The 22,861-nt window shown below is 67.8% G+C and carries 22 protein-coding genes; 10 read left to right on the top strand and 12 right to left on the bottom strand.

What is annotated here, in order from left to right:
- Positions 1-12: 12 nt before the first annotated feature.
- From ACIGHN_RS22860 to tsaE, 3 genes are all read right to left on the bottom strand, one after another.
- Positions 13-351, bottom strand: coding sequence for a cupin domain-containing protein (locus ACIGHN_RS22860; RefSeq protein ID WP_396506276.1), 339 nt, complete (start codon positions 349-351; stop codon positions 13-15).
- Between the two features lie 188 nt (positions 352-539).
- Complete coding sequence (locus ACIGHN_RS22855; protein ID WP_396506275.1) at positions 540-1,979, bottom strand: N-acetylmuramoyl-L-alanine amidase; 1,440 nt, start codon at positions 1,977-1,979, stop codon at positions 540-542.
- Between the two features lie 4 nt (positions 1,980-1,983).
- Positions 1,984-2,517: a tRNA (adenosine(37)-N6)-threonylcarbamoyltransferase complex ATPase subunit type 1 TsaE gene (gene tsaE, locus ACIGHN_RS22850; RefSeq protein ID WP_056173637.1), complete on the bottom strand. Its 534-nt coding sequence runs from the start codon at positions 2,515-2,517 to the stop codon at positions 1,984-1,986.
- A gap of 12 nt (positions 2,518-2,529) precedes the next feature.
- On the opposite strand from tsaE, the gene queG reads away from it, so the two are divergent.
- Positions 2,530-3,621: a tRNA epoxyqueuosine(34) reductase QueG gene (gene queG, locus ACIGHN_RS22845; protein WP_396506272.1), complete on the top strand. Its 1,092-nt coding sequence runs from the start codon at positions 2,530-2,532 to the stop codon at positions 3,619-3,621.
- Positions 3,622-3,681: 60 nt separating this feature from the next.
- Here the strand turns inward: queG and ACIGHN_RS22840 are convergent, their stop codons facing one another.
- Positions 3,682-4,383 (bottom strand): GDSL-type esterase/lipase family protein, encoded by a 702-nt coding sequence (locus ACIGHN_RS22840; RefSeq protein ID WP_396506271.1) that lies wholly within the window; start codon positions 4,381-4,383, stop codon positions 3,682-3,684.
- A complete protein-coding gene (locus ACIGHN_RS22835; protein WP_056173642.1) occupies positions 4,380-5,285 on the bottom strand; it encodes an AEC family transporter in 906 nt (301 codons plus the stop codon). Before ACIGHN_RS22835 ends, ACIGHN_RS22840 begins: the two co-directional genes overlap by 4 nt.
- A gap of 131 nt (positions 5,286-5,416) precedes the next feature.
- Here ACIGHN_RS22835 and ACIGHN_RS22830 point away from each other — a divergent pair, with 131 nt between their 5' ends.
- Positions 5,417-6,382, top strand: a complete 966-nt coding sequence (locus ACIGHN_RS22830) for a tripartite tricarboxylate transporter substrate binding protein BugE (protein WP_056173646.1) — start codon at positions 5,417-5,419, stop codon at positions 6,380-6,382.
- A gap of 244 nt (positions 6,383-6,626) precedes the next feature.
- Entirely contained in the window at positions 6,627-7,991 is a 1,365-nt protein-coding gene (locus ACIGHN_RS22825) for a DUF3100 domain-containing protein (RefSeq protein WP_396506269.1), read from the top strand.
- Between the two features lie 79 nt (positions 7,992-8,070).
- Here ACIGHN_RS22825 and ACIGHN_RS22820 read toward each other — a convergent pair whose 3' ends face one another.
- On the bottom strand, positions 8,071-9,015 hold the full coding sequence (locus ACIGHN_RS22820) for a LysR family transcriptional regulator (RefSeq protein WP_396506267.1): 945 nt from the start codon (positions 9,013-9,015) through the stop codon (positions 8,071-8,073).
- Between the two features lie 6 nt (positions 9,016-9,021).
- On the opposite strand from ACIGHN_RS22820, the gene ACIGHN_RS22815 reads away from it, so the two are divergent.
- The 4 genes from ACIGHN_RS22815 to ACIGHN_RS22800 all read left to right on the top strand — a co-directional run bounded on the left by ACIGHN_RS22815 (position 9,022) and on the right by ACIGHN_RS22800 (position 13,824).
- Positions 9,022-10,017, top strand: coding sequence for an NAD(P)-dependent oxidoreductase (locus ACIGHN_RS22815; RefSeq protein WP_396506266.1), 996 nt, complete (start codon positions 9,022-9,024; stop codon positions 10,015-10,017).
- Between the two features lie 18 nt (positions 10,018-10,035).
- Complete coding sequence (locus ACIGHN_RS22810) at positions 10,036-11,568, top strand: aldehyde dehydrogenase family protein (protein ID WP_396506264.1); 1,533 nt, start codon at positions 10,036-10,038, stop codon at positions 11,566-11,568.
- A gap of 278 nt (positions 11,569-11,846) precedes the next feature.
- A complete protein-coding gene (xerD, locus tag ACIGHN_RS22805) occupies positions 11,847-12,770 on the top strand; it encodes a site-specific tyrosine recombinase XerD (RefSeq protein WP_396506262.1) in 924 nt (307 codons plus the stop codon).
- An 85-nt stretch (positions 12,771-12,855) separates the two neighbouring features.
- A complete protein-coding gene (locus ACIGHN_RS22800; protein WP_396506260.1) occupies positions 12,856-13,824 on the top strand; it encodes a Bug family tripartite tricarboxylate transporter substrate binding protein in 969 nt (322 codons plus the stop codon).
- A 250-nt stretch (positions 13,825-14,074) separates the two neighbouring features.
- Here the strand turns inward: ACIGHN_RS22800 and ACIGHN_RS22795 are convergent, their stop codons facing one another.
- From ACIGHN_RS22795 to ACIGHN_RS22785, 3 genes are all read right to left on the bottom strand, one after another.
- A complete protein-coding gene (locus tag ACIGHN_RS22795) occupies positions 14,075-15,355 on the bottom strand; it encodes an EAL and HDOD domain-containing protein (RefSeq protein ID WP_056411855.1) in 1,281 nt (426 codons plus the stop codon).
- 92 nt (positions 15,356-15,447) lie between these two features.
- The gene (locus tag ACIGHN_RS22790; RefSeq protein WP_056411854.1) at positions 15,448-16,716 is read right to left on the bottom strand and encodes an EAL and HDOD domain-containing protein; all 1,269 of its coding nucleotides are present in this window, start codon (positions 16,714-16,716) and stop codon (positions 15,448-15,450) included.
- An 89-nt stretch (positions 16,717-16,805) separates the two neighbouring features.
- On the bottom strand, positions 16,806-17,609 hold the full coding sequence (locus ACIGHN_RS22785) for a ferritin-like domain-containing protein (protein WP_396506257.1): 804 nt from the start codon (positions 17,607-17,609) through the stop codon (positions 16,806-16,808).
- A 117-nt stretch (positions 17,610-17,726) separates the two neighbouring features.
- Here ACIGHN_RS22785 and ACIGHN_RS22780 point away from each other — a divergent pair, with 117 nt between their 5' ends.
- The 3 genes from ACIGHN_RS22780 to ACIGHN_RS22770 all read left to right on the top strand — a co-directional run bounded on the left by ACIGHN_RS22780 (position 17,727) and on the right by ACIGHN_RS22770 (position 20,189).
- Positions 17,727-18,251 carry a gamma carbonic anhydrase family protein gene (locus tag ACIGHN_RS22780; protein WP_056411851.1) on the top strand — a complete coding sequence of 175 codons (525 nt, stop codon included), beginning with the start codon at positions 17,727-17,729 and terminating at the stop codon, positions 18,249-18,251.
- A 208-nt stretch (positions 18,252-18,459) separates the two neighbouring features.
- Positions 18,460-19,452, top strand: coding sequence for an Hsp33 family molecular chaperone HslO (locus ACIGHN_RS22775; RefSeq protein WP_056411848.1), 993 nt, complete (start codon positions 18,460-18,462; stop codon positions 19,450-19,452).
- Positions 19,453-19,706: 254 nt separating this feature from the next.
- Positions 19,707-20,189 carry a CZB domain-containing protein gene (locus ACIGHN_RS22770; protein ID WP_396506255.1) on the top strand — a complete coding sequence of 161 codons (483 nt, stop codon included), beginning with the start codon at positions 19,707-19,709 and terminating at the stop codon, positions 20,187-20,189.
- Positions 20,190-20,295: 106 nt separating this feature from the next.
- Here the strand turns inward: ACIGHN_RS22770 and ACIGHN_RS22765 are convergent, their stop codons facing one another.
- From ACIGHN_RS22765 to eno, 3 genes are all read right to left on the bottom strand, one after another.
- Positions 20,296-20,808, bottom strand: coding sequence for a hypothetical protein (locus tag ACIGHN_RS22765; RefSeq protein WP_396506253.1), 513 nt, complete (start codon positions 20,806-20,808; stop codon positions 20,296-20,298).
- A 212-nt stretch (positions 20,809-21,020) separates the two neighbouring features.
- Entirely contained in the window at positions 21,021-21,299 is a 279-nt protein-coding gene (locus ACIGHN_RS22760) for a septum formation initiator family protein (RefSeq protein ID WP_056411842.1), read from the bottom strand.
- Between the two features lie 198 nt (positions 21,300-21,497).
- Entirely contained in the window at positions 21,498-22,784 is a 1,287-nt protein-coding gene (eno, locus tag ACIGHN_RS22755; protein ID WP_056411840.1) for a phosphopyruvate hydratase, read from the bottom strand.
- Positions 22,785-22,861 lie beyond the last annotated feature (77 nt).

Below are 22,861 nucleotides of genomic sequence, written 5' to 3'. Positions count from 1 at the left end.
GCAAGATGCTTGTCAGCGCTCGCCCGGCAGCAGGCACAGGGTGACCAGCAGCGAGGCCGGTTGCACCGCCTTGAGCGCATGCAGCATGCGCGGCGCCAGGTGCACGAAGTCGCCGGCGTGCAACTGCTGCACGGCGCCTTCGTTCATGAACTCCACCACCCCTTCGATGCACTGCACCGTGGCTTCGCCCGGAGTCTGGTGTTCTTTCATGGACTTGCCCACGGGCAGCACCACGCGCATGACCTCGAGCTGGCCGGCTTTGAGAATGGCGGTGGTGATGGCTTCGGGCAGGCGGTCGCCCAGGGGGCGAACACTGACGATCTGGCCGGATTGGGCGTGGGGCAGTGCCATGGCAGTTCTCCTTGCGTCCGCGGCGCACGGCCTGCTCGGAGGGGGCGGGGGCTGCACGCGCGGTGTGGATGATGCAGGCTACTTTGCCTGTACTTGGCGGTCCGCGCAAGGCAAGCCAAGGCACAGCGAAGCAAAGCAAAGCAAAGCAAAGCAACGCGCCCCGCGCTGTGCGGCCTGCCGTGGCCGTCCTACACCGAGCGGCTGCGCGCCAATGGCGGGTTCTTGGCGAAGTAGCGGGTGATGCCGCGCATCAGCGCATCGGCCAGCTGCTCCTGGTAGGCGCTGCTGCGCAGGCGCTGCTCTTCCTCGGGGTTGCTGATGAAGGCGGTCTCCACCAGCACGCTGGGGATGTCGGGCGCCTTGAGCACGGCAAAGCCCGCCTGCTCCACGCGCGGCTTGTGCAGCTTGGCCATGCCGCCGATCTCGCCCAGCAGCACGCTGCCGAGTTTGAGGCTGTCGTTGATCTGCGCGGTGGTGCTCATGTCCAGAAGCGCGCGCTGCACATGCTGGTCCTTGGACTGCACGTTGATGCCGCCCACCAGGTCGGCCTGGTTTTCCTTGTTGGCCAGCCAGCGCGCGGCGGTGCTGGAGGCGCCGCCCTGGCTGAGTGCGAACACGCTGGCACCGCGTGCGGCCGGGGTGGTGAAGGCGTCGGCATGGATGGAGACGAACAGGTCGGCCTGCACGCGCCGGGCCTTTTGCACGCGCACGCCCAGCGGCACGAAGAAGTCGCCGTCGCGCGTGAGAAACGCGCGCATCGGGTTGCCGCCCACGGTGGTGGCGTTGATGCGGTCGCGCAGCAGGTGGGCCACGCGCAGGACCACGTCCTTCTCGCGCGTGCCGGCCGGGCCGATGGCGCCGGGGTCTTCTCCGCCGTGGCCGGGGTCCAGCGCCACGATGATGATGCGGTCGGTCTGTGTCGAAGTGGCCCGATTGGGCGTGGCGGGCGCGGGGCGCGCAGGCTCGGCCGGAGGCGGCGCTGCGGCCACCACAGGTGGTGGTGGCGCTCCGGGCGGACCGGGGCGCTGGGTGCGCTGGGCGATCAGGTCGCCCAGGGGGTCGGTCTCGGCGGGCGGCTGGGGGCCGGTGCGTGCGGTGACGGTGGGGGGCGCAGGCAGCGTTTTGCCGGCGGCGGGCACCTCGCGCAGGCGCTCGGCGATCAGGGCTTCGAGCGGGTCCACCGGGGCGGCCGGGTACAGGTCGAACACCAGGCGGTGCTGGTAGGCGGCCACGGGCGGCAGGGTGAACACCTGGGGCATGGCGGCCTGCTTCAGGTCCACCACCAGGCGCACCACACCGGGCGCGTTCTGGCCCACGCGGATGCCGGCGATGTTCGGGTCGTCCGGCTTGACCTTGGCCACCAGCTCGCGCAGTTCGGGGCTCAGGTCGATGCCTTCGATGTCCACGGCCAGGCGTGGCGGCGTGGTCACGAAGAACTGCTTGGCCACCAGCGCGCCGTCGGATTCGATGGTCACGCGGGAGTATTCAGGGGCGGGCCACACCCGCACTGCGAGGATGGTGGCACCACGGGCGATCTGCTGCGTGCCCAGCAAAAGGACCAGGCTGCCCGCCTGCAGCAGCGTGCGGCGGGATGGCTGGCGCGGTGCCGGGCGGGGGGGCAGAGTCATTCGTTCAGAGTCCTTGCAGCAGGTGGAGGCCGTAGGCCGTATGGGCGTGCACCGTGACGGTCCTTTCGGTATCGTCAATTGCTTCAATGTGTATAGCAAGGTCTGCAGGCGGCGTCAGCGCTGCAGCCTTTTCCGGCCATTCTGCCACCTTGAGGCCGGGGTTGGCAAAAATGTCCCTGAATCCGGCGTCTTCCCACTCGCGCGGGTCGTCGAAGCGGTAGAAGTCGAAGTGCCAGACCGTGGTCGCATGCGGCGCAAGGCCCGGCGCCTCGTGCGGCTCCACCACGGCGTAGGTGGGGCTCTTGATGCGGCCCTCCACGCCCAGGGCACGCAGCAGATGGCGCACCAAGGTGGTCTTGCCGGCGCCCAGGTCGCCGTGCAGCGTGACAAACGCGTTGGCCAACTGGGGCTGCGCGGCGAGGCGGCGGGCGAAGGCGGCGGTGTCGTCCTCGCTGTGCCAGGTGAAATGGCGGGCGGGTTCGGCGGCGCCGGGCGTGCCGCTTTCTACAATCTGGCCGGTATGTGGTGCAACAGTCAACTCGTTCCTCAAATGCAGGAGTGGGCCCGCGAGCTGGGATTTTCCCAAATCGGCGTGGCGGGGGTGGACTTGTCCGCTGCAGAGCCCGGGCTTTCAGCCTGGCTGGCGCAGGGGTTCCATGGCGAGATGCATTACATGGCATCGCACGGCCTCAAACGCGCGCGCCCGTCCGAACTGGTGCCCGGGACGGTGAGCGTGATCACCGCGCGCATGGATTATTTGCCGCGGGATACCGGGCAGGCGGCGGGCCAGGGTTCGGCGGAAGAAGGCAGCCAAGGCGCCGGGCCCGCCTGGCAGGCCCACGAGCTGGCACGGCTGACCCGCCCGCACGAGGCCATCGTCTCTGTCTATGCCCGGGGGCGGGACTACCACAAGGTGCTGCGCGCACGTCTTCAGAAGCTGAGCGACCGCATTGCCGAGGCCATCGGCCCGTTCGGCCACCGCGTGTTCACCGACTCGGCCCCGGTGCTGGAGGCCGAGCTGGCCGCGCGCAGCGGGCAGGGCTGGCGCGGCAAGCACACGCTGGTGCTCAACCGCGAGGCGGGGTCGATGTTCTTCCTGGGCGAGATCTATGTCGACATGGCGCTGCCCGAGAGCGCGCCTGTCACCGCGCACTGCGGCAGCTGCAGTGCCTGCATCGACGTGTGCCCCACGCAGGCCATCATCGCGCCGCACCGCATCGATGCGCGGCGCTGCATCTCGTACCTCACCATCGAGCATGCGGGGGCCATACCGCTGGAGCTGCGGCCGCTGCTGGGCAACCGCATCTATGGCTGCGACGACTGCCAGCTCATCTGCCCCTGGAACAAGTTCGCGCAGGTCAGCACGCTGCCCGACTTCGACGAGCGCCAGGGGCTGTCGGGCCAGCAGCTGGTGCACCTGTTCGCGTGGGACGAGCCCACCTTTTTGCGCATGACCGAGGGCGGGCCCATCCGGCGCATCGGGCACGAACGCTGGCTGCGCAACGTGGCGGTGGCGCTGGGCAATGCGCTCAGGGCCACGGGGGATGGCGCCTTGCGGGTTGCGCTGCAGTCGCGGGCGGACCATGAAAGCGCCCTGGTGCGCGAGCACGTGGCGTGGGCGCTGGGTCGGGAGTTTGAATGAAAATGGCCTCTGCCGCTTGATGGGCGTGCGCTAGAAGCTATCAAAATGATAGTTGGCGCATCAGCGCATCAGCAGCCCCGTGCTTTTGAGCGTCTCCACCAGCCCCTGCGCGAACCGCTCGTAGCCTGTCGCGTTGGCGTGGATCTGGTCGGACCGCAGGCTCGCGTCGGCCAGCACCGTGGACCAGCCCTTGCTGTGCAGGGGGATCTTCAGCTCGCTGGCAATCTCTTCGTACATCGCATGGTCGCTCAGCAGGCCGGCCGACGCCGCCAGGAACGTCAGTTCGGGCACGGCCACCAGCACCACCTGGGCGCCGCTGGCGCGGGCCTGCGTGCAGATGCTGCGGATGTGGGTGCGGGTGGCGGTGGCGCTCTGGCGGCGCAGGAAGTCGTTGCCGCCGATGCTCACGATCACAAGCGCTGGCTGGTGTTTTTGCAGCAGCGCGGGCAGGCGCTCCAGCGCCTGGGCCGAGGTGTCGCCCGACACGCCGCCGTTGACCACCTTCCAGCCCGTCAGGCGCTGCAGCACGGCGGGGTAGGCCGTATCGGCCGATGCGCCCACGCCGGAGGTCAGCGAGTCGCCCAGCGCCAGCACGGTGGCATCGGGCGGCACCACCTGGCCGCGCGGGGCCTTGCGGCCGCAGGCCGCCAGGGGCGCAGCAGCGACCAGGGCCAGGCCCGCCATCAGCGCGCGGCGGCGCGCCAGGGTGCGGGTGGCAGCAGTGCCGGGTGCGGCAGGTCTGGCAAGGCAGGCATCGGTCATCGCAGGAACCCCAGGGCAAACGGCAGGCTCACCATGCCGAGCAAGGTGGACATCGTCACCAGGCCGGCCACATACGGCCCGTTGTAGCCCATGCGGGCCGCCAGCACATAGCAGGTGGAGGCCGTGGGCAGGGCCGAGAACGCCAGCAGCATCGTGGTCTGCACCGGGTTCAGCCCGAACAGGCGCGCCATGCCGAAGGCGATCAGTGGTTGCACCAGATGGCGGATGGACAGCACGGCCACGCTGAGCGTCTTGCCCCGGGTGAGCAGGCCGAATTCCAGCCCCGCGCCCGCGGCCATGAGCCCCAGCGCCAGCGACGCCGCGCTGATGCGGCCCACGGTGGGCGCCGCCCAATCGGGAATCTGAAAACCGAGCAGGTTGGCCACCAGCCCCGACAGCGTGGCCACGATGAGCGGGTTGCGCGCCAGTTCGCGCAGAAAGCTGTGCTTGCCATTGCGCGCCATGGGCCACACGGCGGCCACGTTGAACAGCGGCACGCACACGCCGATCAGCACGGCGATCATGAGCAGCCCCTCGGTGCCCGCCAGGCGCTCGGCAATCGCCAGGCCAATGAAGGAGTTGAAGCGAAACGCCACCTGCGCGCTGGCCGCATGGTCGCGCACATCGATGCGCTTGCCGACCCAGGGCCAGTGCGGCAGGCTGTAGGCGAGCGCAATGCCGATCAGCCCCGACAACAGCCCCGCCGCGATCAGCCCCGAGGCGGCGCCGATGTCCACCGGGCTCTTGACGATGGACTGGAACAGCAGCACCGGAAAGAGCAGGTAGTACACCAGGCTCTCCACCGGTTGCCACACCGACCGGTTCAGCGCGGTGTACCGGCAGATGAGGTAGCCGCACAGGATGAGGGAGAAGTCGGGGAGCAGGAGCTGGGCGTAGTTCACCGCCTGAGAATACTTGATGCCGGGCCAGGACCTGGGGTTAGCCCTTATGTGGAATCCGCAGGCTGCCGCAGCGTGCGTTGCGCATACCATCGGCGCTGTCTGTCTGTACCCCCGCACGAAGGAGAACTCGAATGCATCGTCGTCAATGGCTTGCTCTGACTGTACTGGCCGCGGCCGCCGGATCGGCCGCCGCCCAGGGCTACCCCAACAAGGTGATCAAGCTGCAGGTGCCGTTTGCACCCGGCGGCACCACCGACATCATTGCGCGCGTGATCGCCGACCCCCTGGGCCGCGCCCTGGGCCAGAGCGTGATCGTGGAGAACAAGGCCGGTGGCGGCGGCATCGTGGGCGCGTCTGAAACCGCCCGCTCGGCACCGGACGGCTACACGCTGGGCATCGCCACCGTCTCCACCACGGCGGCCAACCCCGCCATCAACCCCAAGACGCCGTACAACCCGCTGACGGACTTCACGCCCGTCATCAACATCGCGGCCACGCCCAACATCATCGCGGTGAACCCCAACTTCCCCGCCAAGGACTACAAGGCCTTCGTGGCGGAGCTCAAGAAGTCTCCCGGCAAGTACTCGTACTCGTCGTCGGGCACGGGCGGCATCGGCCACCTGCAGATGGAGCTGTACAAGAGCCTGTCGAACACCTTCGTCACGCACATCCCCTACCGCGGTGCGGGCCCCGCGCTGAACGACACCGTGGCCGGCCAGGTGCCGATGATCTTCGACAACCTGCCCTCGGCCCTGCCGTTCATCAAGGACAACCGCCTGGTGCCCATCGTGGTGGCGGCCCCCCAGCGCGTGGCAGCCCTGCCCAACGTGCCCACGTTCAAGGAACTGGGCCTGGAGCCTGTGAACCGCATGGCCTACTACGGCATCGTCGGCCCCAAGGGCCTGCCCAAGGACATCGTGGACAAGATCAACGCCGGCGTGCGCAAGGCGCTGGAAGATCCGGCCGTGAAAAAGCGCATCGAAGAGACCGGCTCCATCGTGCTGGGCAACACGCCCGAGCAGTTTGCCGAGCAGATCAAGGCCGAGTTTGCCGTGTACAAGGAAGTGGTCGTCAAGCAGAAGCTGACGCTGGAGTGAAACCGGGCCCGGTGCTTCCGCACCACCGTTTCCAGGCCGCCTTCGGGCGGCTTTTTTGTGGGCGCACGGGGCCCTGTCGGCCATGGCCTGTGCGGCGCGATTGGGTGTTGCTCGGTAGTCAACGCAAATCTACCGAGGGTGACATTGCAACACCAGGGCAATTCAAAGAATCTTGCCTGCACGAACGGATCGGCCGAGCCACAACGAGAGCGCCGGACGTCGTCAACCCAAGCCGGAGGCCCACATGTCCACCATTTCCCCTTCTTCCCCTGCGACGGCACCTGAGGCCAGCCCGGTGCGATCCCTGAAAATCCATCAGATTGCCCTGGTGCTGGGGATCGCCGGTGTGCTGACCATCGCGTCGGAATGGGCTGGCACCGCCACGTTCCCGGTCGGCTTCACGAAGGTAACGCTGTTTCCGTTCCTGTGGGCGCTGCTTGCCTGCGTTCTGTGCAGCATCGCCATGAAAAGGGCGGATGCGTCGGGGCGCGAATACATCCGCACGCAGACCATCGCGTCGGACTTCGTGCAGATCGGCATCATGCTGTTCATCGCCAAGCTGGGTTTCACGGTGGGCATCAACCTGCAGAAGGTGATCGCCGCAGGCCCGGTCCTGCTGCTGCAGGAGGCGGGCAACTTCCTGGGCACCATCGTGCTGGCGCTGCCCGTGGCGCTCTTGCTGGGGATCAAGCGCGAGGCCATCGGCGCCACGTTCTCCGTGGGTCGCGAACCCGGTGTCGCGCTGATCGCCGAGCGCTACGGCATGAACTCGGCGGAGGGCCGGGGCGTCCTGGCCGAGTATGTGACGGGCTCGGTCATCGGCGCGGCCTTCATGGCCTTCTTCGCGAGCATGGTGGCGCACACGGGCATCTTCAGCCCCGAGGCTCTGGGCATGGCGGCGGGCATTGGCTCGGGCAGCATGACGGCGGCGGCCGTCGGTGCGATCTCGGTCCAGTACCCGGCCGAGAAGGACACCATCGCCGCCTTGGCCGCCGCGAGCAATCTCATCACCACCGTCGTCGGCACCTACATACTGGTCGTGTTCTCCCTGCCCATGGCCAACTGGCTGTACGCGCGTCTGGAGCCCATCCTCGGCAAGAATCGCAAGGCCATCATCGTCGAGCACGACGCCGCAATGCGCGAGGCCATGGGCGAGATGCACCAGCAGGCGCGCCTGCCGTGGGGCGGCATGCTGGCCGCGGTCGTGGGCACGGCGGCGATCGCGCTGGTGGGCAATCAGTTCACCGGCGGCAAGTCCCTGGTGCTCGCCCTGCCGGGCATGCTGGTGCTCGTGGCCTGTGCGCTGGCGGGTCTGGTGATGTCGCGGCTCGCACCGCGCTTGCGCATCCCGGCCATCATCTGGGTGTCCATCATGGGCGTGCTGGTCAGCGTACCGGTGTCTCCCCTGGCCCCGCTGGTCAATCCAATGGTGGAAAAGGTCAACCTGCTGACCGTGGTGACCCCGGTGCTGGCCTATGCCGGCCTCTCGCTGGCCAAGGACCTGCCGGTGCTCAGGGCCCTGGGCTGGCGCATCGTGGTCACTTCGCTGATCGCCACAGCAGGTGCCTTCCTGGCAGGGGCTGTCATCGCCCAGTACTTCGGAGGCTGAACCGCATCGCTGCCGCAGGTCGGTCGGTGGCACGGATCGGGCCTGATCGCTCTGCCTCCCGGCGCTGCGCAGCCGGCGCTCAGGTCCTGGTCTTGCGAAAGGCCCGCATGGTGGCAATGAGCTGCAGCAGCAGCTGGTTGGCGGCGGCCGGCAGGCTGCGACCCAGCCGCGTGACGATGTGGGCTTCGGCGCTGGCCAGCACCGCCTGATCGATCGGAATGGCCACCAGGTCGCCGGCCTGCGTTTCCTGCGACACGGCGAAGGCAGGCAGCAGCCCCACCCCCAGCTGCGCCTTGCAGAAATGCTTGACCACCGAGATCGAATCGGTGGTGAGCTTTGGCACCAGCCTCAGCGTTTCCATCTGCTCTGCCAGCGCCACGATCTGGCGCGTGCCGTAAGAGCCGTGCATCAGGGCCAGCGGATGCTCTGCCAGCTGCTTGAAAAGGGGCTGGCGCTGCAGCCGGGTCAGTGGATGGTCCGGCACCACGATGGCGCACATCGGCTGGCGCACCGCCGCGCGCGAGCGGATGCCTGGCGTGGGTGGCGGGTTGTAGACCAGCCCGATGTGTGCAGCATCCTCGCTGACGCGGCGCAGAACGTCGTTGGTGCCGGCCAGACTGAGGTTGACCGTCAGGCGCGGATGGCGCCGCCAGAAGTCCTGCAGCGGCTCGTCCATGAGGTCGCTGACGAAGCCTTCCCCCAGCACCAGGTCGATGTGGCCGCGCGCAAGTCCGCGCAGTTCCTGCAGCTTGACGATCAGGTCGTCCTGATGCGCCCGATGCTGGCGGTAGTAGTCGCACACCATCTGCCCGGCCTCGGTGGGTCGCACGCCACGGCCCAGGCGCTCGATCAGCGTGACCGCCAGCTCGGCCTCCAGCTGCGCGATCTGCCGGCTGACCACCGACGGGTTCATGTCCATCTTGTCGGCCGCAGCCCGGACCGAACCGGAGACCGACGCCTCGTACAGGTAGCGCACGCGGCGGTCGTCGATGAAGCCCGCCGCCAGATCAGCCATCGTGGTCATGGGATTTTGTTGCCTTGTAGTCAACGAAATTCTACTGGTGTTGACATTGATGAACTCAAGGGCCGGCGCGAAGATTCCTGCCATCGGCACGCAAGGCCATTCACACGGAGATACGGCATGAAAACCATCGGCATCATTGGACTGGGCAACATGGGGCGCGGCATGGCCCTGTCGCTGCAGCGCGGCGGCTACGAGGTGGTGGGCACCGATGCCGCGAGCGCCGTTCGCGCCCAGCTGGCGGCCGACGGCATCCGCGTGGTCGATTCCATCGGGGAGGTGGTGGCAGCGGCCGAAATGGTCGTCCTGTCGCTGCCCACAGCCGCGATCGTCTCGGAGGTCGTGGCCGGTGCGGGCGGCATCATCGACCATGCCAAGCCCGGGCTGATCGTCGTGGACACCTCGACCTCCCACCCCGACACCACGCGCGACCTGGCAGCCAGGCTGCAGGCGGCGGGGATGCGCATCATCGATGCGCCCGTGAGCGGCGGCCCCAGGGGCGCCATCAACGCCACCATGACCATGGTGATCGGCGCTTCCGACGAAGACTTTGCCCAGGCGCAGCCCGTGCTGCAGGCCATGAGCGCCAAGCGCGTGCATGTCGGCCCGGTGGGTGCCGGGCACGTCGCCAAGATCGCCAACAACCTGTTGGCTGCGGCCCACCTGCTGGTCGCGGGCGAGGTCACCCGCCTGGCCGCTGCCGCCGGCGTGCCGGTAGAGCAGGTGCTGCAGGGCGTCAACGCAGGCTCGGGCCGAAGCTTCGTGACCGAGCACAACTTTCCGACGTGGGTGATGAACGGCAAGTTCGACTCCGGCTTCACCATGCAGCTCATGCGCAAGGACGTGCGGCTGGCCCAGGAGCTCACCGCAGGCGTGGGGCTGGACCTGCCGCTGACGCGGCGCGTGGCCGAGCTGTGGGCGCAGAGCGCCGACTCCATCGGCGACGCCGAAGACTTCAACCGCATCGTCGAACTCGGCACCCGCAACGCCCTGGCTGCGGCCTGACACCCCAGGAGCCATTGCATGAACACCCACGCCACCGAGCAACTGCTGGCTGCCTTTGCCGCCTTCTTCCCCGACACGCAGATCGGGTCCTATGTGGGCGGCGCCATCCTGCCGGGTGATGGCGCGGACATCGCGCTGATCGACCCCGCCACGGGCCAGCGCTTCCTGTCCTACCAGGACGCTGGCGAGCAGGTGACCGCCGCCGCCGCGCAGGCCGCACTGGAGGGGCAGCGCACATGGGCTGCGCTGAGCCATGCGCAGCGCGGTCGCACCATGCATGCGGCGGGCCGGCTGCTGCGCGAGCACATCGAGCCGCTGGCGCAGCTGGAGTGCATGTCTGCCGGCAAGCCCATCCGCGACTGCCGCGGCGAGGCACTGCGCGTGGCCGAAATGTTCGAGTACTACGCTGGCTGGGCCGACAAGGTCCATGGCCACGTGATCCCCGTGCCCAGCGGCCACCTGAGCTTTACCCGCCGCGAGCCCTGCGGCGTGCTGCTGCAGATCACGCCGTGGAATGCACCGCTGTTCACCTGCGGCTGGAACGTGGCGCCTGCCATCTGCATGGGCAATGCGGTGATCCTCAAGCCCTCGGAGCTCACGCCCCTCAGTTCTTTGGCCCTTGCATCGCTGATCGAAAAGGCGGGCGTTCCCCGGGGTGTGCTGTCGGTACTGGCCGGCTTTGGCCACACCACCGGTCAGCACGCGTTGATGAACCGTGCGGTGAAGAAGGTGGTGTTCGTCGGTTCGCCAGCGACCGGTGGCAAGGTCGCCGCGGCAGCGGCGCAGCGCGGCATTCCCTGCGTGCTGGAGCTGGGCGGCAAATCGGCCAACATCGTGTTCGAGGACGCCCACCTGGAGCGCGCAGCCATCGGCGCCCAGGCGGCCATCTTTGGCAACGCGGGCCAAAGCTGCGTCGCGGGCTCGCGCTTGCTGGTTCAGCGCAGCATCTACGAACGCTTCGTGAAAATGGTGGCCGACGGCGCCGCGCAGATCCAGATGGGCGACCCGGCCTCTGCCGCGACCGACATCGGTCCGATCCACAACGCCCGGCAGTACCAGCATGTGCTGGACATGATCCGCTCGGGCCTTCGGGACGGCGCCGAAGTTGCGCAAGGCTGCGACGGCCAGCCCGCCGAAGGCGGCTACTGGGTGCGTCCCACGGTGCTGAAGAACGTGCACAACCGGATGGACGTGGCGCAGACCGAAATCTTCGGGCCGGTGCTGGTGGCGATCCCGTTCGACACCGAGGAAGAGGCGATCGCCATCGCCAACGACAGCGACTTCGGGCTGGCCGGAGCCGTCTGGACGCAGGACATCGGCCGCGCCTACCGCGTTGCGTCGAAGGTCAACGCAGGCACCTTCTGGGTCAACATGTACAAGGTCATCAACGTCGCGGCCCCTTTCGGCGGCTATGGCGCGAGCGGGTACGGCCGATCGTCCGGCATCGAGGCGCTGCACGAATACACCCAGGTCAAAAGCGTCTGGGTGGAAACCGCCGAAAAGCCGGTGCAGGCCTTCGGCTACGCGCCCAGCCTCGATGCGGCGAGATGATGGAAACGCCTGCAACAGCCCAGCCCCCGCCCAATGCAGGGGTGCGGCCCGCCTGAACCGGCACCCCTGAACAACTTGGGCCCGGCGTCGCACCTGGCAGGGCGTGCCAGTGGCATGCACTTTGGCCAAGGCGGCCGCTGCATCGCTATCATGGCCAAGCCCCAGAGCCTGACCATGACCACCCCCGATTTCGCAGCGGACCACCGTTCGCACCACCACAGCATCTGCCCCGTCCTGGGTGACCTCACCCCGCCGCGCGGGGGGTACGCGTGGGCTCCATGACGGCCCTCGCCGCCATCGGGCAGGGTCGTGCGGGCGACTCCGCCATCGATGCATTCATCGACGCGTTGTGGCTGGAGGACGGCCTGTCGCGCAACACCCTGGCGGCCTACCGGCGCGACCTGACCCTGTACGCGCAGTGGCTGGCCGCGCAGCAGCCCGCCGTGGCGCTGGACGAGACGGCCGAACGCCACCTGAACGGCTACTTTGCAGCGCGGCACGCAAAGACCCGGGCCACCACCGCCAACCGGCGGCTCACGGTGCTGCGCCGCTACTTCCACTGGGCGCTGCGCGAGCGCCGCATCACGGCCGACCCCACGGTGCGGCTCACGGCCGCCCGCCAGCCCCTGCGCGTGCCCAAGACCCTGTCGCAGGCGCAGGTGGAGGCGCTGCTGAACGCGCCCGACCTGGGCAACCCGCTGGGCGTGCGCGACCGCACCATGCTGGAGCTGATGTACGCCAGCGGCCTGCGCGTGACCGAACTCGTGACGCTCAAGACCTTTCAGCTGGGCCTGGCCGAAGGCGTGCTGCGCGTGATGGGCAAGGGCGGCAAGGAGCGCCTGGTGCCCTTTGGCGAGGTGGCCCGCCAGTGGCTGAACCAATACCTGCAGGAGGCGCGCGGCGCCATCCTCTCGGGCCAGCAGACGGACGACCTCTTCGTGACGCAGCGCGGCAGCGGCATGACGCGGGCGATGTTCTGGGTCATCGTCAAGAAATGGGCGGCTGTGGCGGGCATCACTGTGCCGCTGTCGCCCCACACGCTGCGCCATGCCTTTGCCACCCACCTGCTCAACCACGGCGCCGACCTGCGTGTGGTGCAGCTGCTGCTGGGGCACGCCGATATCTCCACGACCACCATCTACACCCACGTAGCGCGGGAGCGGCTCAAGGTGCTGCATTCGGAGCACCATCCGCGCGGGTGACGCAGCGCTGCGTTACGTTGCGTTGCGTTGCGGGGCATTGCAGTGCCAGGTCTGATTTCACACAACAACACAAGGAGACAAAACCATGAAGAAGAAGAAACTGATGGCTGGCGCGCTGCTGCTGGGGTTGGCCACCCTGTCCATGGCCCAGGGCTGGCCCTCGGCCAAGCCCATCCGCCTCATCGTGGGCTACCCGCCGGGCGGCGGCATCGACTTTGCCGCCCGCACGGTGCAGGTGCCGCTGCAGGAGGCGCTCAAGCAGCAGATCGTGGTCGACTACAAGCCGGGCGCGGGCGGCATGCTGGCCGCGACCGAGCTCACGCGCGCAGCGCCGGACGGCTACACCATCCTGCTGGCAAACACCGGGCCGTTCGCCATCGCGCCCTACCTGCAGCGCAAGATGCCTTACGAGCCGCTCAAGCAGTTCAGCTACATCGGGCAGATCAGCCAGGGAAGCTACATCGCCGTGGCGCGCCTGGACCACCCCGCCAAGGACCTCAAGGACTGGGTGGCCTGGGCCAAGGCCAACGCCGGCAAGGTGAACTTCGCGTCGGGCGGCGCGGGCACGTCCACCCACCTGAACGGCGAGCTCATGAACCAGGCCACCGGCCTCGATGTGACGCATGTGCCCTACAAGGGCAGCGCGCCGGCGGTGCAGGACCTGATCGGCGGGCAGACGCAGCTGCTCATCGATGCGGGGCCGGTGCTGCTGCCGCAGATCAAGGGCGGCAAGCTCAAGGCGCTGGCCGTGACCGGGCCCCGGCGCGACCCGCAACTGCCCGATGTGCCCACGGTGGGCGAGCTGGGCCTGGGGGCGATGGAGTCGGTGGGCTTCCAGGGCCTGGTCGGTCCTGCGGGCCTGCCCAAGGAGGTGGTGGACAGACTCAGCGCCGAGCTTGCCAAGGTGCTGGCGCAATCGGACATCAAGGCCAAGTTCGCGGCCACGGGCTCCGAAGTGCATTCGCTGGGCCCGGTGGAGTTCTTCAGCTTCGTGAAGGGCGAGAACGAGAAATGGGCCCGGCTCATCCGCGAGCGCAAGCTGGAACTCGATTGATGGATTGATGGATTGATGCATTGATGAGTGGATGCACTGGCAAGCACCGCCGCCGGACCGGCGGCGGTGCTTGCGGGTGGGTCACGTGGCAGCGCGGCAGCAACTGCCACGCGCCACGCAGCCAGATGCACTGGAAGACATCGCAAAAAGCAGAAAGCAAAATGCAAAAAGCCCTGGCGAGCAGGGCTTTTTGCAGAGGGGGGCAAGCGCTTGCCACGGCGCCGAAGCGCTCACGCTGCGCTTGATAGGCCTACTCGTCGTTCAAGCCCTCGGCCCAGGTCAGCGCCTGCAGGTGGGCCCAGTTGACCTGGCGGTTGGACAGGTGCAGTGCATCGGCGTTCTTGGCAAACGCCACTTCGTCGCCGCTTTCGCAGGCAATGGTCAGCTCCAGGAACGGCGCGAACACGCCCGTGCGGCGCAGCAGCGCGTCCATCACGGGTTCGGGCAGGGCGACGGACTCCAGGGCCTTTTCCAGGGGGACGCCCAGCATGGTGTCCAGCAGCGAGAACACGCCCACCACGAAGGCGTTGTCGCATTCTTCGGGCGGCAGCAGTTCGGCGGCCAGCAGCTCCATCAGGCGGCCGCGCACCACGGCGGTCTGGCCCACGGCCGGCGGCGCACCGCCCGCACGGGTGGTGGTCATCAGCAGGGCCGCCCAGCGGAACAGCTTCTTGAGCCCCAGGATCATCACTGCGTGGCGGAACGAGGTGATCTCGCACGACAGGCCGAACCCCGATGAATTGATGAAACGCAGCAGGTTGAAAGACAGCGTGGGGTCTTTCTTGAGCAGGTCTTCGATCTCGGCCGTCGTGGCCTGTTTGCGCACCAGGTTGATCAGCTGGATGATGGTGGCCTGCGACGGACGGATGGTGGTGGCCTTGACCAGCGAGGGCTTGGCGAACCAGAAGCCCTGGAACAGCTTTACACCCAGGCCGCGCATCAGTTCGTACTGCTCGGCGGTTTCCACCTTTTCAGCGACCAGGGTGGCCTTGCTGTGGGTGGTGGCGAACTTGACCAGCGGTGTGGCCAGTTCGGGCTTGAAGGCCATCATGTCCAGCTTGATGAACGCCGCCAGCGGCAGCCAGCTGGTGTAGGCGCGGCGCAGGGCCTGCTGGTCGAACGCCAGGCGAAAGCCGCGGGTGCGCAGGGCTTCGAGCGTGGGCAGGCGGCCTTCGATTTCTTCCGGCGTGGCGCCGTCGGGCAGCGGGGGCACTTCCAGCACCACCTTTTCGGGGTGGATCAGCTCCAGGTGGCCGCCCGAGAGGCTGTCGTGCGTGCAATTGATGAACACCGTCTTCTTGCCCACCAGCGCTTCGGTGCCCGCGTACGACAGGGCGTTGAAGAGCAGGGCCGCATCGCTGGCGGCGGTGTGCGCATCGGAGGCGGTGGAGCGGTCGAACAGCTCGTAGCCGTAGACCGCGCGGGTCTCGTCCACGATGGCCTGACGCGCAATGATGGCAATGTTCTCGTCGACGGGTTCGACCGCAGGAGCAACTGCTTCGGGGGCGTCTTGTTCGGGTGAGCTGGACATGGGGTCTGCGGTAGGGTTTTCGGGGCTGCGTTGATTCTAGACCCCACAGCCGCCGCAGCCCAGCACTGGTTTGCAGGGGTGCGGGCGCTGCGTCATGCCGTGACCTGGTCTGCCCAGGCCAGGGCCTGCAGGTGGGCGAAGTTGATCTGCTGGCTGGTCAGGTGCAGCAGGCCGGCGGTGCGGTCGAAGGCGGCGTCGTCGCTCGACTCGCACGCCTCGGCCAGCGTGAGCAGGTCGCCCAGAAAGCCTTCGCGGCGCAGCAAGGCCGCCGCCACGGGCTCCGGCACGTTGAGCAGGCCGAGCGCCGACTCCATGGGCATGGACAGCATCACATCCAGCAGCGAGAAGATGCCCACGACGAAGGCCTGGTCGGCTTCTTCCGGCGGCAGCGTCTCCAGCGCCAGCAGCTCCATCAGGCGGCCGCGCTCCACGGCGGTCTGGCCCACGGACGACGGCGTGCCGCCGGCGCGCGAGGCCGTCAGCAGCAGGGCCGCCCAGCGGAACAGCTTTTTGAGGCCCATGAGCATCACCGCCTGGCGGAAGGACGTGACCTCGCGCGACAGGCCGAAACCGGCCGAGTTGATCAGGCGCATGAGGTTGAAGGCCAGGCCCGCGTCCTTCTTGAGCGTCTCCTCGATGTCGTCCGTGCTGGCCTGCTTGCGCACCTGGTTGATGAGTTCGATGATGGCGGCCTGCGAGGGCGCGAGCAGCTTGGCCTCGACCAGCGCCGGGCGCGCGAACCAGTAGCCCTGGAACAGCTGCACGCCCTGGCTGGACACCATGTCGTACTGCTGGGCGGTTTCGACCTTCTCGGCGATCAGCTCGGCCTTGGAGTTGCGTCCTGCATAGCTGATGAGCACGGCCAGCTGGTCATGGGCCAGCACGGAGAGGTCGAGCTTGATGTAGTCGGCCAGCGGCAGCCAGGGGGCGTAGGCCGACTGCAGCACCGTGTGGTTGAACGCGAGGTGAAAGCCACGCTCGCGCAGCTCGGCCAGGATCGGCATGCGCGTGGCGACTTCGTCCGCTGCAGCGTGGCCCAGGGGCGGTATCTCCAGCACCACCTTGTCCGGGTCCAGCAGCTCGAGGTGGCCGCCCGAGAGGCTTTCGTGCGTGCAATTGACGAAGATCAGCTTCTTGCCCACCAGCTCTTCGGTGCCCGCGTGCGAGAGCGCGGTGAACACCAGGATCACGTCGGTGGCCGCAGTGTGCGCGGCGCCGGTGCGCGAGCGGTTGAACAGTTCGTAGCCCACCACGACCTGCTGCGCATTCACGATGGCCTGCCGCGCGATCATCGCGACCGAAGCCTGGCTGCCGGGTGGCGGAGGGGAGGGAGGGGCGCCGGGAGCAGTGGGTGAAGTCATGGGTAGAGTATGAAAGAAAGAGAGGCGGGTGTCAGCGGCGCGGGCGCGGCGCATTGTAGGAGCGATCGCCGGGCCCGTCGTGGCCGGGGTCAGATCTGCTGCAGCCAGCGCAATTCGTTGTCGGTAAAGCCTGCCTTGCGGCGCGCGGTTTCGTTGAAGGGGGGTTTCAGGCGCGGGGCTTCGTACTGGGTGACCAGGGTGCCATAGAGGGTTTCGGGGTCGTGCCCCGCACGCTCGCACAGCCAGCGGTACCAGTGGTTGCCGATGGCCACATGGCCGACCTCGTCCCGCAGGATGATGTCCAGGATGGCCACGGCCTCCAGGGCGTCCGGCGCGCCCACCTGGCGCAGCTTGGCCTGGATCTGCGGCGTGGCGTCCAGCCCCCGGGCCTCCAGCGTGCGCGGCACCAGCGCCATGCGCGCCAGGATGTCGTGGCCGGTCTTCTCGCACATCGTCCACAGGCCCTGGTGGGCCGGAAAGTCGCCGTAGTCGTGCCCCTGCCTGCGCAGGTGGTCGCGCAGCAGCCTGAAGTGCCGCGCTTCCTCGGCCGCCACCAGCATCCAGTCCAGGTAGTACGCACGCGGCATGCCGCCAAAGCGCCAGACGGCGTCCAGGGCCAGGTTGATGGCGTTGAATTCGATGTGCGCAATCGCATGGACCAATACGGCGCGGCCCTCTGCAGTGGCGGGCGAGCGCCGCGCCATGTCGGTGTGGCGCCGCAGTTCGGGCCGCGCGGGGCGCCCGGGCAGGTCGCCAGCGCCGTCCGGCAGGGTAGGGGTGTCTTCTGCTATCGAAAGCGTAGCTGCTTGCGCATGCAGGTCCAGCGCCGCAGCCGCTTTTTGTTCGGGGTCTGCAAGGCACAAGACCTGCAGTGCACGGTGGCGAAGCTCCATCCTTACAATTCTAGGCCTTGCCATTGGCGCACCGTGCACGCGTTTGTAACGCTGGCCCGCGGCGCATGGATACCAACACGGGTCGCCCGGCGGGCCCACCCTTTCGGAGACTATTGCATGGCGATTTACGAACTCGATGGCATGGTGCCCCAGCTGGCGGCATCGGCCTGGGTGGCCGACAGTGCCCAGGTGATGGGCCACGTTGTGCTGGGCGAAGACACCAGCGTGTGGTTCGGCACGGTGATCCGGGGCGACACGGAGACCATCACCATCGGCGCGGGCTCCAACATCCAGGATGCGAGCGTGCTGCATGCCGACATCGGCAAGCCGCTGGTGGTGGGCGAACGCGTGACCGTGGGCCACCAGGTCATGCTGCACGGCTGCACCATCGGCGACGAGACGCTGATCGGCATCGGTGCGGTGGTGCTCAACGGCGCGAAGATCGGCAAGCATTGCCTGGTGGGGGCGGGCGCCCTGGTCACCGAGGGCAAGGAGTTTCCCGATGGCTCCATGATCATCGGCAGCCCCGCCAAGGCGGTGCGCGAACTCACGCCCGAGCAGATCGAGGGCCTGCGCCAAAGCGCCCAGCACTACATCGACAACGCGCGCCGGTTCCAGAACGGGCTGCATAAAATCGGTTGAAGACTTTGAAACGCTCCCTGCGCCGCTTCCCGCCTTCGCACGGTCTCGCCGTGCTGCGCGCTGCGGGAGGGGGATGCACCTGGTGGGTGGGCGCAGCCCGTCACACCGGGGCGCTCGCAGTGCCGGGCCGGCTTTGCGGGTGGCTGGCGGTGTGCAATGCGATGGATGGCACCGCCTGAGTGCCGGTAATTTTCTGGGAATTTTTTGCGTGTCTGAACTTCACAAGTTTCTTTTTGACGGCCTGCCGGTGCGCGGCATGATCGTGCGCCTGACCGATGCGTGGACCGAAATCCTGCGCCGCCGCGCCAACAACACCAGCACCGGCGCCTACCCGGCACCGGTGAGCGAGCTGCTGGGCGAGATGGCTGCCGCCGGCGTGCTGATGCAGTCCAACATCAAGTTCAACGGCGCGCTGGTGCTGCAGATCTTCGGCGACGGCCCGGTGAAGCTGGCGGTGGCCGAGGTGCAGTCCGATCTGAGCCTGCGTGCCACGGCCACGGTGAACGGCGAGCTGCCCGACGGCGCACGCCTGAGCCACATGGTCAACGTGGGCGGTGGCGGGCGCTGCGCCATCACGCTGGACCCCAAGGACCGCCACCCCGGCCAGCAGCCCTACCAGGGCGTGGTCCCCTTGCACGGCGACCAGCGCGAAAAGCTCGATCGCCTGTCGGACGTGCTGCAGCACTACATGCTGCAGTCGGAGCAGCTCGACACCGTGCTGGTGCTGGCCGCCAACGATCAGGTGGCTGCCGGCCTGTTGATCCAGCGCATGCCTATCAAGGGCGAAGGCAACCTGGCCACCAGCCTCACCCACAGCGAGAACGAAGACCAGATCGGCCACAACGAGGACTACAACCGCATCGCGCACCTGGCGTCCAGCCTGACGCGTGAAGAGCTGCTCACGCTGGACGTCAACACCATCCTGCGCCGCCTGTTCTGGGAAGAAAAACTGCTGCGCTTCGAGCCGCAGCAGGGAGACCAGGGCCCGCGATTCGCATGCACCTGCAGTCGCGAACGCGTGAGCAGCATGCTGCGCAGCCTGGGCCCCGAGGAGGCCGAGAGCATCCTGGCCGAGCGCGAGGACATCGAGGTGGGCTGCGAATTCTGCGGCCAGCAGTACCGCTTCGATGCTGTGGATGCCGCGCAGATCTTCGTGTCGCCCGCAGCCAGCCAGCCGCCCGGGCCCAGCGGCATCCAGTAGCGCGCCCTGGCCGTCGGCGGTGCCCGGCGCCCCCGGCGCGCCGGGCTGGCGTGCGGGGCCGCCACGGCCGCCCGCATTGACCATCGTTGACAATGGCGCGCCTTTTTTTCTTGCACGGCCCGCTGGTGGGCACCTAACATCGGCCTTCTTCGCGCGGGGTGGCGGGCGTCTTCGGCGCTGCCCCGCTTTGAGGGCGTAACCCCGGGCATCTTCTCGGGTGGGTGGGAACTGCGGGCGGTGCTGCAAGAGGGGCTATGGGTATTCTTCGTCGGGTATGGGGTGGGTCACGACGCGCTGCGGCGCCGTCGCTGGAACTGGGTGACGGCGCCTCGGGGCGGGACTCCCTGCGCGCCGACACCCTGTTGGCAGCCCTGGATATCGATGCCGCGATCAACGCCCACGAGCGCTGGAAGGCGCACCTCATGGACTACCTGGAAGGCCGCACGACCCACGGCCTGGACCCCGCCGAGGTGCGCCGCAGCGACCGCGGCACCCTGGGGCGCTGGCTGCATGGGCTGGGTGGTGAGCTGCTGAGCGACCAGCCCGCCTACGCCGTGCTGATGGCGCGCCACCAGTATTTTCATGAACAGGCGGCGCTGCTGGTGGAACTGGCCCAGCAGGGCGAGTGGGACAAGGCGGTGCAGGTGCTCAACGGCGGCTACCGCTACGGCTCCGGCCAGGTGGTGCTGCTGCTCAAGGAGCTCAAGCGGGGGCTGGTGCAGCAAACGCAGGCCTGAGTGAGGGGCCGGCGTCGTCGATGGCCGTCCGGGGCTGTGCGCCCTGCAGGCGCTGCAGCACCGCTGAACCGGCGAGCCGCCTGTGTGCAAGACGGGGTGGCCGTCGTCAGCCGCGCTGGCTGTCGCGCCCGGTCAGCGCGGTGAAAAGGCGGTGCTCGCACTCCGGATCGCTGCATTTCTCGCAGTTCCACGCCCGCAGCCTTGCCGTGCGGGTGGCGGATGGGTCCGTATCGGGTTCAAAATGGCCGCTACCGCTTGATGGATAAGCGCTTGTCGCTATGCTTTTTATAGCGTTGAGTGCACTGGTGAGTCTATGTGCACCCTGTCCATACACCACCCGGTAGCTGATGCCCGCGCGTGCGAGTGCTGATCGCAGCTCCGCGTCGGCGGCCTCCTGGGCGCGCCGGTCGCTGTCCGGGCAGGGTTGATCCAGGCCCATCAGCAACACCGTGGTGCCCGCCGCGTCGGCGGTCGCCGCCGGGTCTGCCGTGGCATCCAGCATGTGGCCCCACGCCAGGCGCACCGATGTGGTGGCTGGGTGCCGCTCCAGCGCTGCACAGAGCGTCTGCACGCCGGTACCGGGCGCGCCCAGCAGGATGACGGAAGGCGGAGAAGTCACGGTGCAATGGGCCTGGGGTGGATGCCGCCCGTCATGCGGCAGCTTTGGGGCATTGAGCGGGAAGAATAAACACGGTCAGGGGGAGCGTGCGCAGACAATTCTTGAGCGGTGCACGCGAGGTCTGCAGTGCGCGCCCCTCTGCAGGTAACAGCTCCAACCACCCACACAGGCACCACCGGCATCACCGGCACCACAGAGGGCGCAGCGTGGGCTCAGCGCGGCGTGAACTGCACATACACCTCGTTGGGCTTGACCATGCCCAGCTCGCTGCGTGCTTTTTCTTCCACCATGTCCAGGCCCTCCTTCAGGTCGTGCACCTCGGAGGACAAGCGCTCGTTGGCCTGCCGCGCCTGGTCGTTGGCGGCCTTTTGCACATCGATCTGCCGCTGCATCTCGTTGACGCGCGGCACGCTGCCACGCCCCAGCCAGAGCTGGGCGTGCAGCGCTGCCAGCAAGGCCAGCAGGATGACAGGCACGATACGTGAACCCATGACTCAGGCGGTGGGTGGGTCAGTGTGGCGCTGCCGGGCCGCCAGGGCGGCACAGCCCACTCGTTGCGCGCAGGGGCGCAACGCACGCCCTGGGCGCGCTCCACATCAGCGCACCCGTGGAGCCGGCTTGGCCGGGCCAGGGGGTGCGTCCCCCTCCCGCAGGAGAGGGGGAAGACGCGAAGCGGCTCAGGGCAAGCGTCATTTCAGGTTGTAGAACGCGGCGCGGCCAGGGTAGTACGCGATTTCGCCCAGGTCTTCTTCGATGCGCAGCAGCTGGTTGTACTTGGCGATGCGGTCCGAGCGCGACAGCGAGCCGGTCTTGATCTGCCCGGCGTTGGTGCCCACGGCGATGTCGGCAATGGTGCTGTCTTCGGTTTCGCCCGAGCGGTGCGAGATCACGGCGGTGTAGCCGGCGCGCTTGGCCATTTCGATGGCGGCGAACGTCTCGGTCAGCGTGCCGATCTGGTTGATCTTGATCAGGATCGAGTTGGCGATGCCCTTGTCGATGCCTTCCTTGAGGATCTTGGTGTTGGTCACGAACAGGTCGTCGCCCACCAGCTGCACCTTGTCGCCCAGGCGTTCGGTCAGGTGCTTCCAGCCGTCCCAGTCGCCTTCGTGCATGCCGTCTTCGATGCTGATGATCGGGTACTTGTCGACCCAGGCTGCCAGCATGTCCGTCCATTGCTGGGCGGTGAGCTTCAGGCCCCCTTCGCCTTCCAGCACGTAGTGGCCGTCCTTGTAGAACTCGCTGGCCGCGCAATCGAGGCCCAGGGCGATCTGCTCGCCGGCCGTGTAGCCTGCGGCTTCGATGGCCTGCAGGATGAGGCGGATGGCCGCTTCGTGGTTCTCGACGCTGGGGGCGAAGCCGCCTTCGTCGCCCACGGCGGTGCTGATGCCCTTGTCGTGCAGGATCTTCTTGAGGGCGTGGAACACTTCGGCGCCCCAGCGCACGGCTTCGCGGAAGGTGGGGGCGCCCACGGGGATGATCATGAACTCCTGCAGGTCCAGGCTGTTGTTGGCGTGCGCGCCGCCGTTGATCACGTTCATCATCGGCACGGGCAACTGCACGGCGCCCATGCCGCCCAGGTAGCGGTACAGCGGCAGGCCGGACTCTTCAGCCGCGGCGCGGGCCACGGCCATGGAAACGGCCAGCATGGCGTTGGCGCCCAGGCGGCCCTTGTTCTCGGTGCCATCGAGGTCGATCAGCGTCTTGTCCAGGAAAGCCTGCTCGGAGGCATCCAGGCCCAGCACGGCTTCGGAGATCTCGGTGTTGATGTGCTCCACAGCCTTGAGCACGCCCTTGCCCAGGTAGCGGCCCTTGTCACCGTCGCGCATTTCAATGGCTTCGCGGCTGCCGGTGGATGCGCCCGAGGGCACGGCTGCGCGGCCCATCACGCCCGACTCCAGCAACACGTCGCATTCGACGGTGGGGTTGCCGCGGCTGTCCAGCACTTCGCGGCCTACGATGTCAACAATGGCACTCATGATTTTCCTTGAGGTTTTTGAAATTCGTTCAGACGGGCAAGACGGGCTTCTTCAGGCGCTGGATGGCCGCTGCGGCA

Origin of the sequence: Acidovorax sp. NPDC077693 (assembly GCF_044542805.1) — a bacterium.
GTDB lineage: Bacteria > Pseudomonadota > Gammaproteobacteria > Burkholderiales > Burkholderiaceae_C > Acidovorax.
Note: the sequence above shows the minus strand (reverse complement) of the source record. Positions and strands in the feature narration are given on the sequence as shown.

Bases quoted from the DNA above. Each gene is read 5' to 3' on its own strand.
- xerD (WP_396506262.1), top strand. From the start codon at position 11,847: ATGACGGCCCTCGCCGCCATCGGGCAGGGTCGTGCGGGCGACTCCGCC.
- ACIGHN_RS22840 (WP_396506271.1), bottom strand. From the start codon at position 4,383: ATGACCGATGCCTGCCTTGCCAGACCTGCCGCACCCGGCACTGCTGCC.
- ACIGHN_RS22810 (WP_396506264.1), top strand. From the start codon at position 10,036: ATGAACACCCACGCCACCGAGCAACTGCTGGCTGCCTTTGCCGCCTTC.
- queG (WP_396506272.1), top strand. From the start codon at position 2,530: ATGCAGGAGTGGGCCCGCGAGCTGGGATTTTCCCAAATCGGCGTGGCG.
- ACIGHN_RS22780 (WP_056411851.1), top strand. From the start codon at position 17,727: ATGGCGATTTACGAACTCGATGGCATGGTGCCCCAGCTGGCGGCATCG.
- ACIGHN_RS22820 (WP_396506267.1), bottom strand. From the start codon at position 9,015: ATGACCACGATGGCTGATCTGGCGGCGGGCTTCATCGACGACCGCCGC.
- ACIGHN_RS22795 (WP_056411855.1), bottom strand. From the start codon at position 15,355: ATGTCCAGCTCACCCGAACAAGACGCCCCCGAAGCAGTTGCTCCTGCG.
- ACIGHN_RS22800 (WP_396506260.1), top strand. From the start codon at position 12,856: ATGAAGAAGAAGAAACTGATGGCTGGCGCGCTGCTGCTGGGGTTGGCC.
- ACIGHN_RS22825 (WP_396506269.1), top strand. From the start codon at position 6,627: ATGTCCACCATTTCCCCTTCTTCCCCTGCGACGGCACCTGAGGCCAGC.
- ACIGHN_RS22760 (WP_056411842.1), bottom strand. From the start codon at position 21,299: ATGGGTTCACGTATCGTGCCTGTCATCCTGCTGGCCTTGCTGGCAGCG.
- eno (WP_056411840.1), bottom strand. From the start codon at position 22,784: ATGAGTGCCATTGTTGACATCGTAGGCCGCGAAGTGCTGGACAGCCGC.
- ACIGHN_RS22770 (WP_396506255.1), top strand. From the start codon at position 19,707: ATGGGTATTCTTCGTCGGGTATGGGGTGGGTCACGACGCGCTGCGGCG.
- ACIGHN_RS22830 (WP_056173646.1), top strand. From the start codon at position 5,417: ATGCATCGTCGTCAATGGCTTGCTCTGACTGTACTGGCCGCGGCCGCC.
- ACIGHN_RS22855 (WP_396506275.1), bottom strand. From the start codon at position 1,979: ATGACTCTGCCCCCCCGCCCGGCACCGCGCCAGCCATCCCGCCGCACG.
- ACIGHN_RS22785 (WP_396506257.1), bottom strand. From the start codon at position 17,609: ATGGAGCTTCGCCACCGTGCACTGCAGGTCTTGTGCCTTGCAGACCCC.
- ACIGHN_RS22860 (WP_396506276.1), bottom strand. From the start codon at position 351: ATGGCACTGCCCCACGCCCAATCCGGCCAGATCGTCAGTGTTCGCCCC.
- ACIGHN_RS22790 (WP_056411854.1), bottom strand. From the start codon at position 16,716: ATGACTTCACCCACTGCTCCCGGCGCCCCTCCCTCCCCTCCGCCACCC.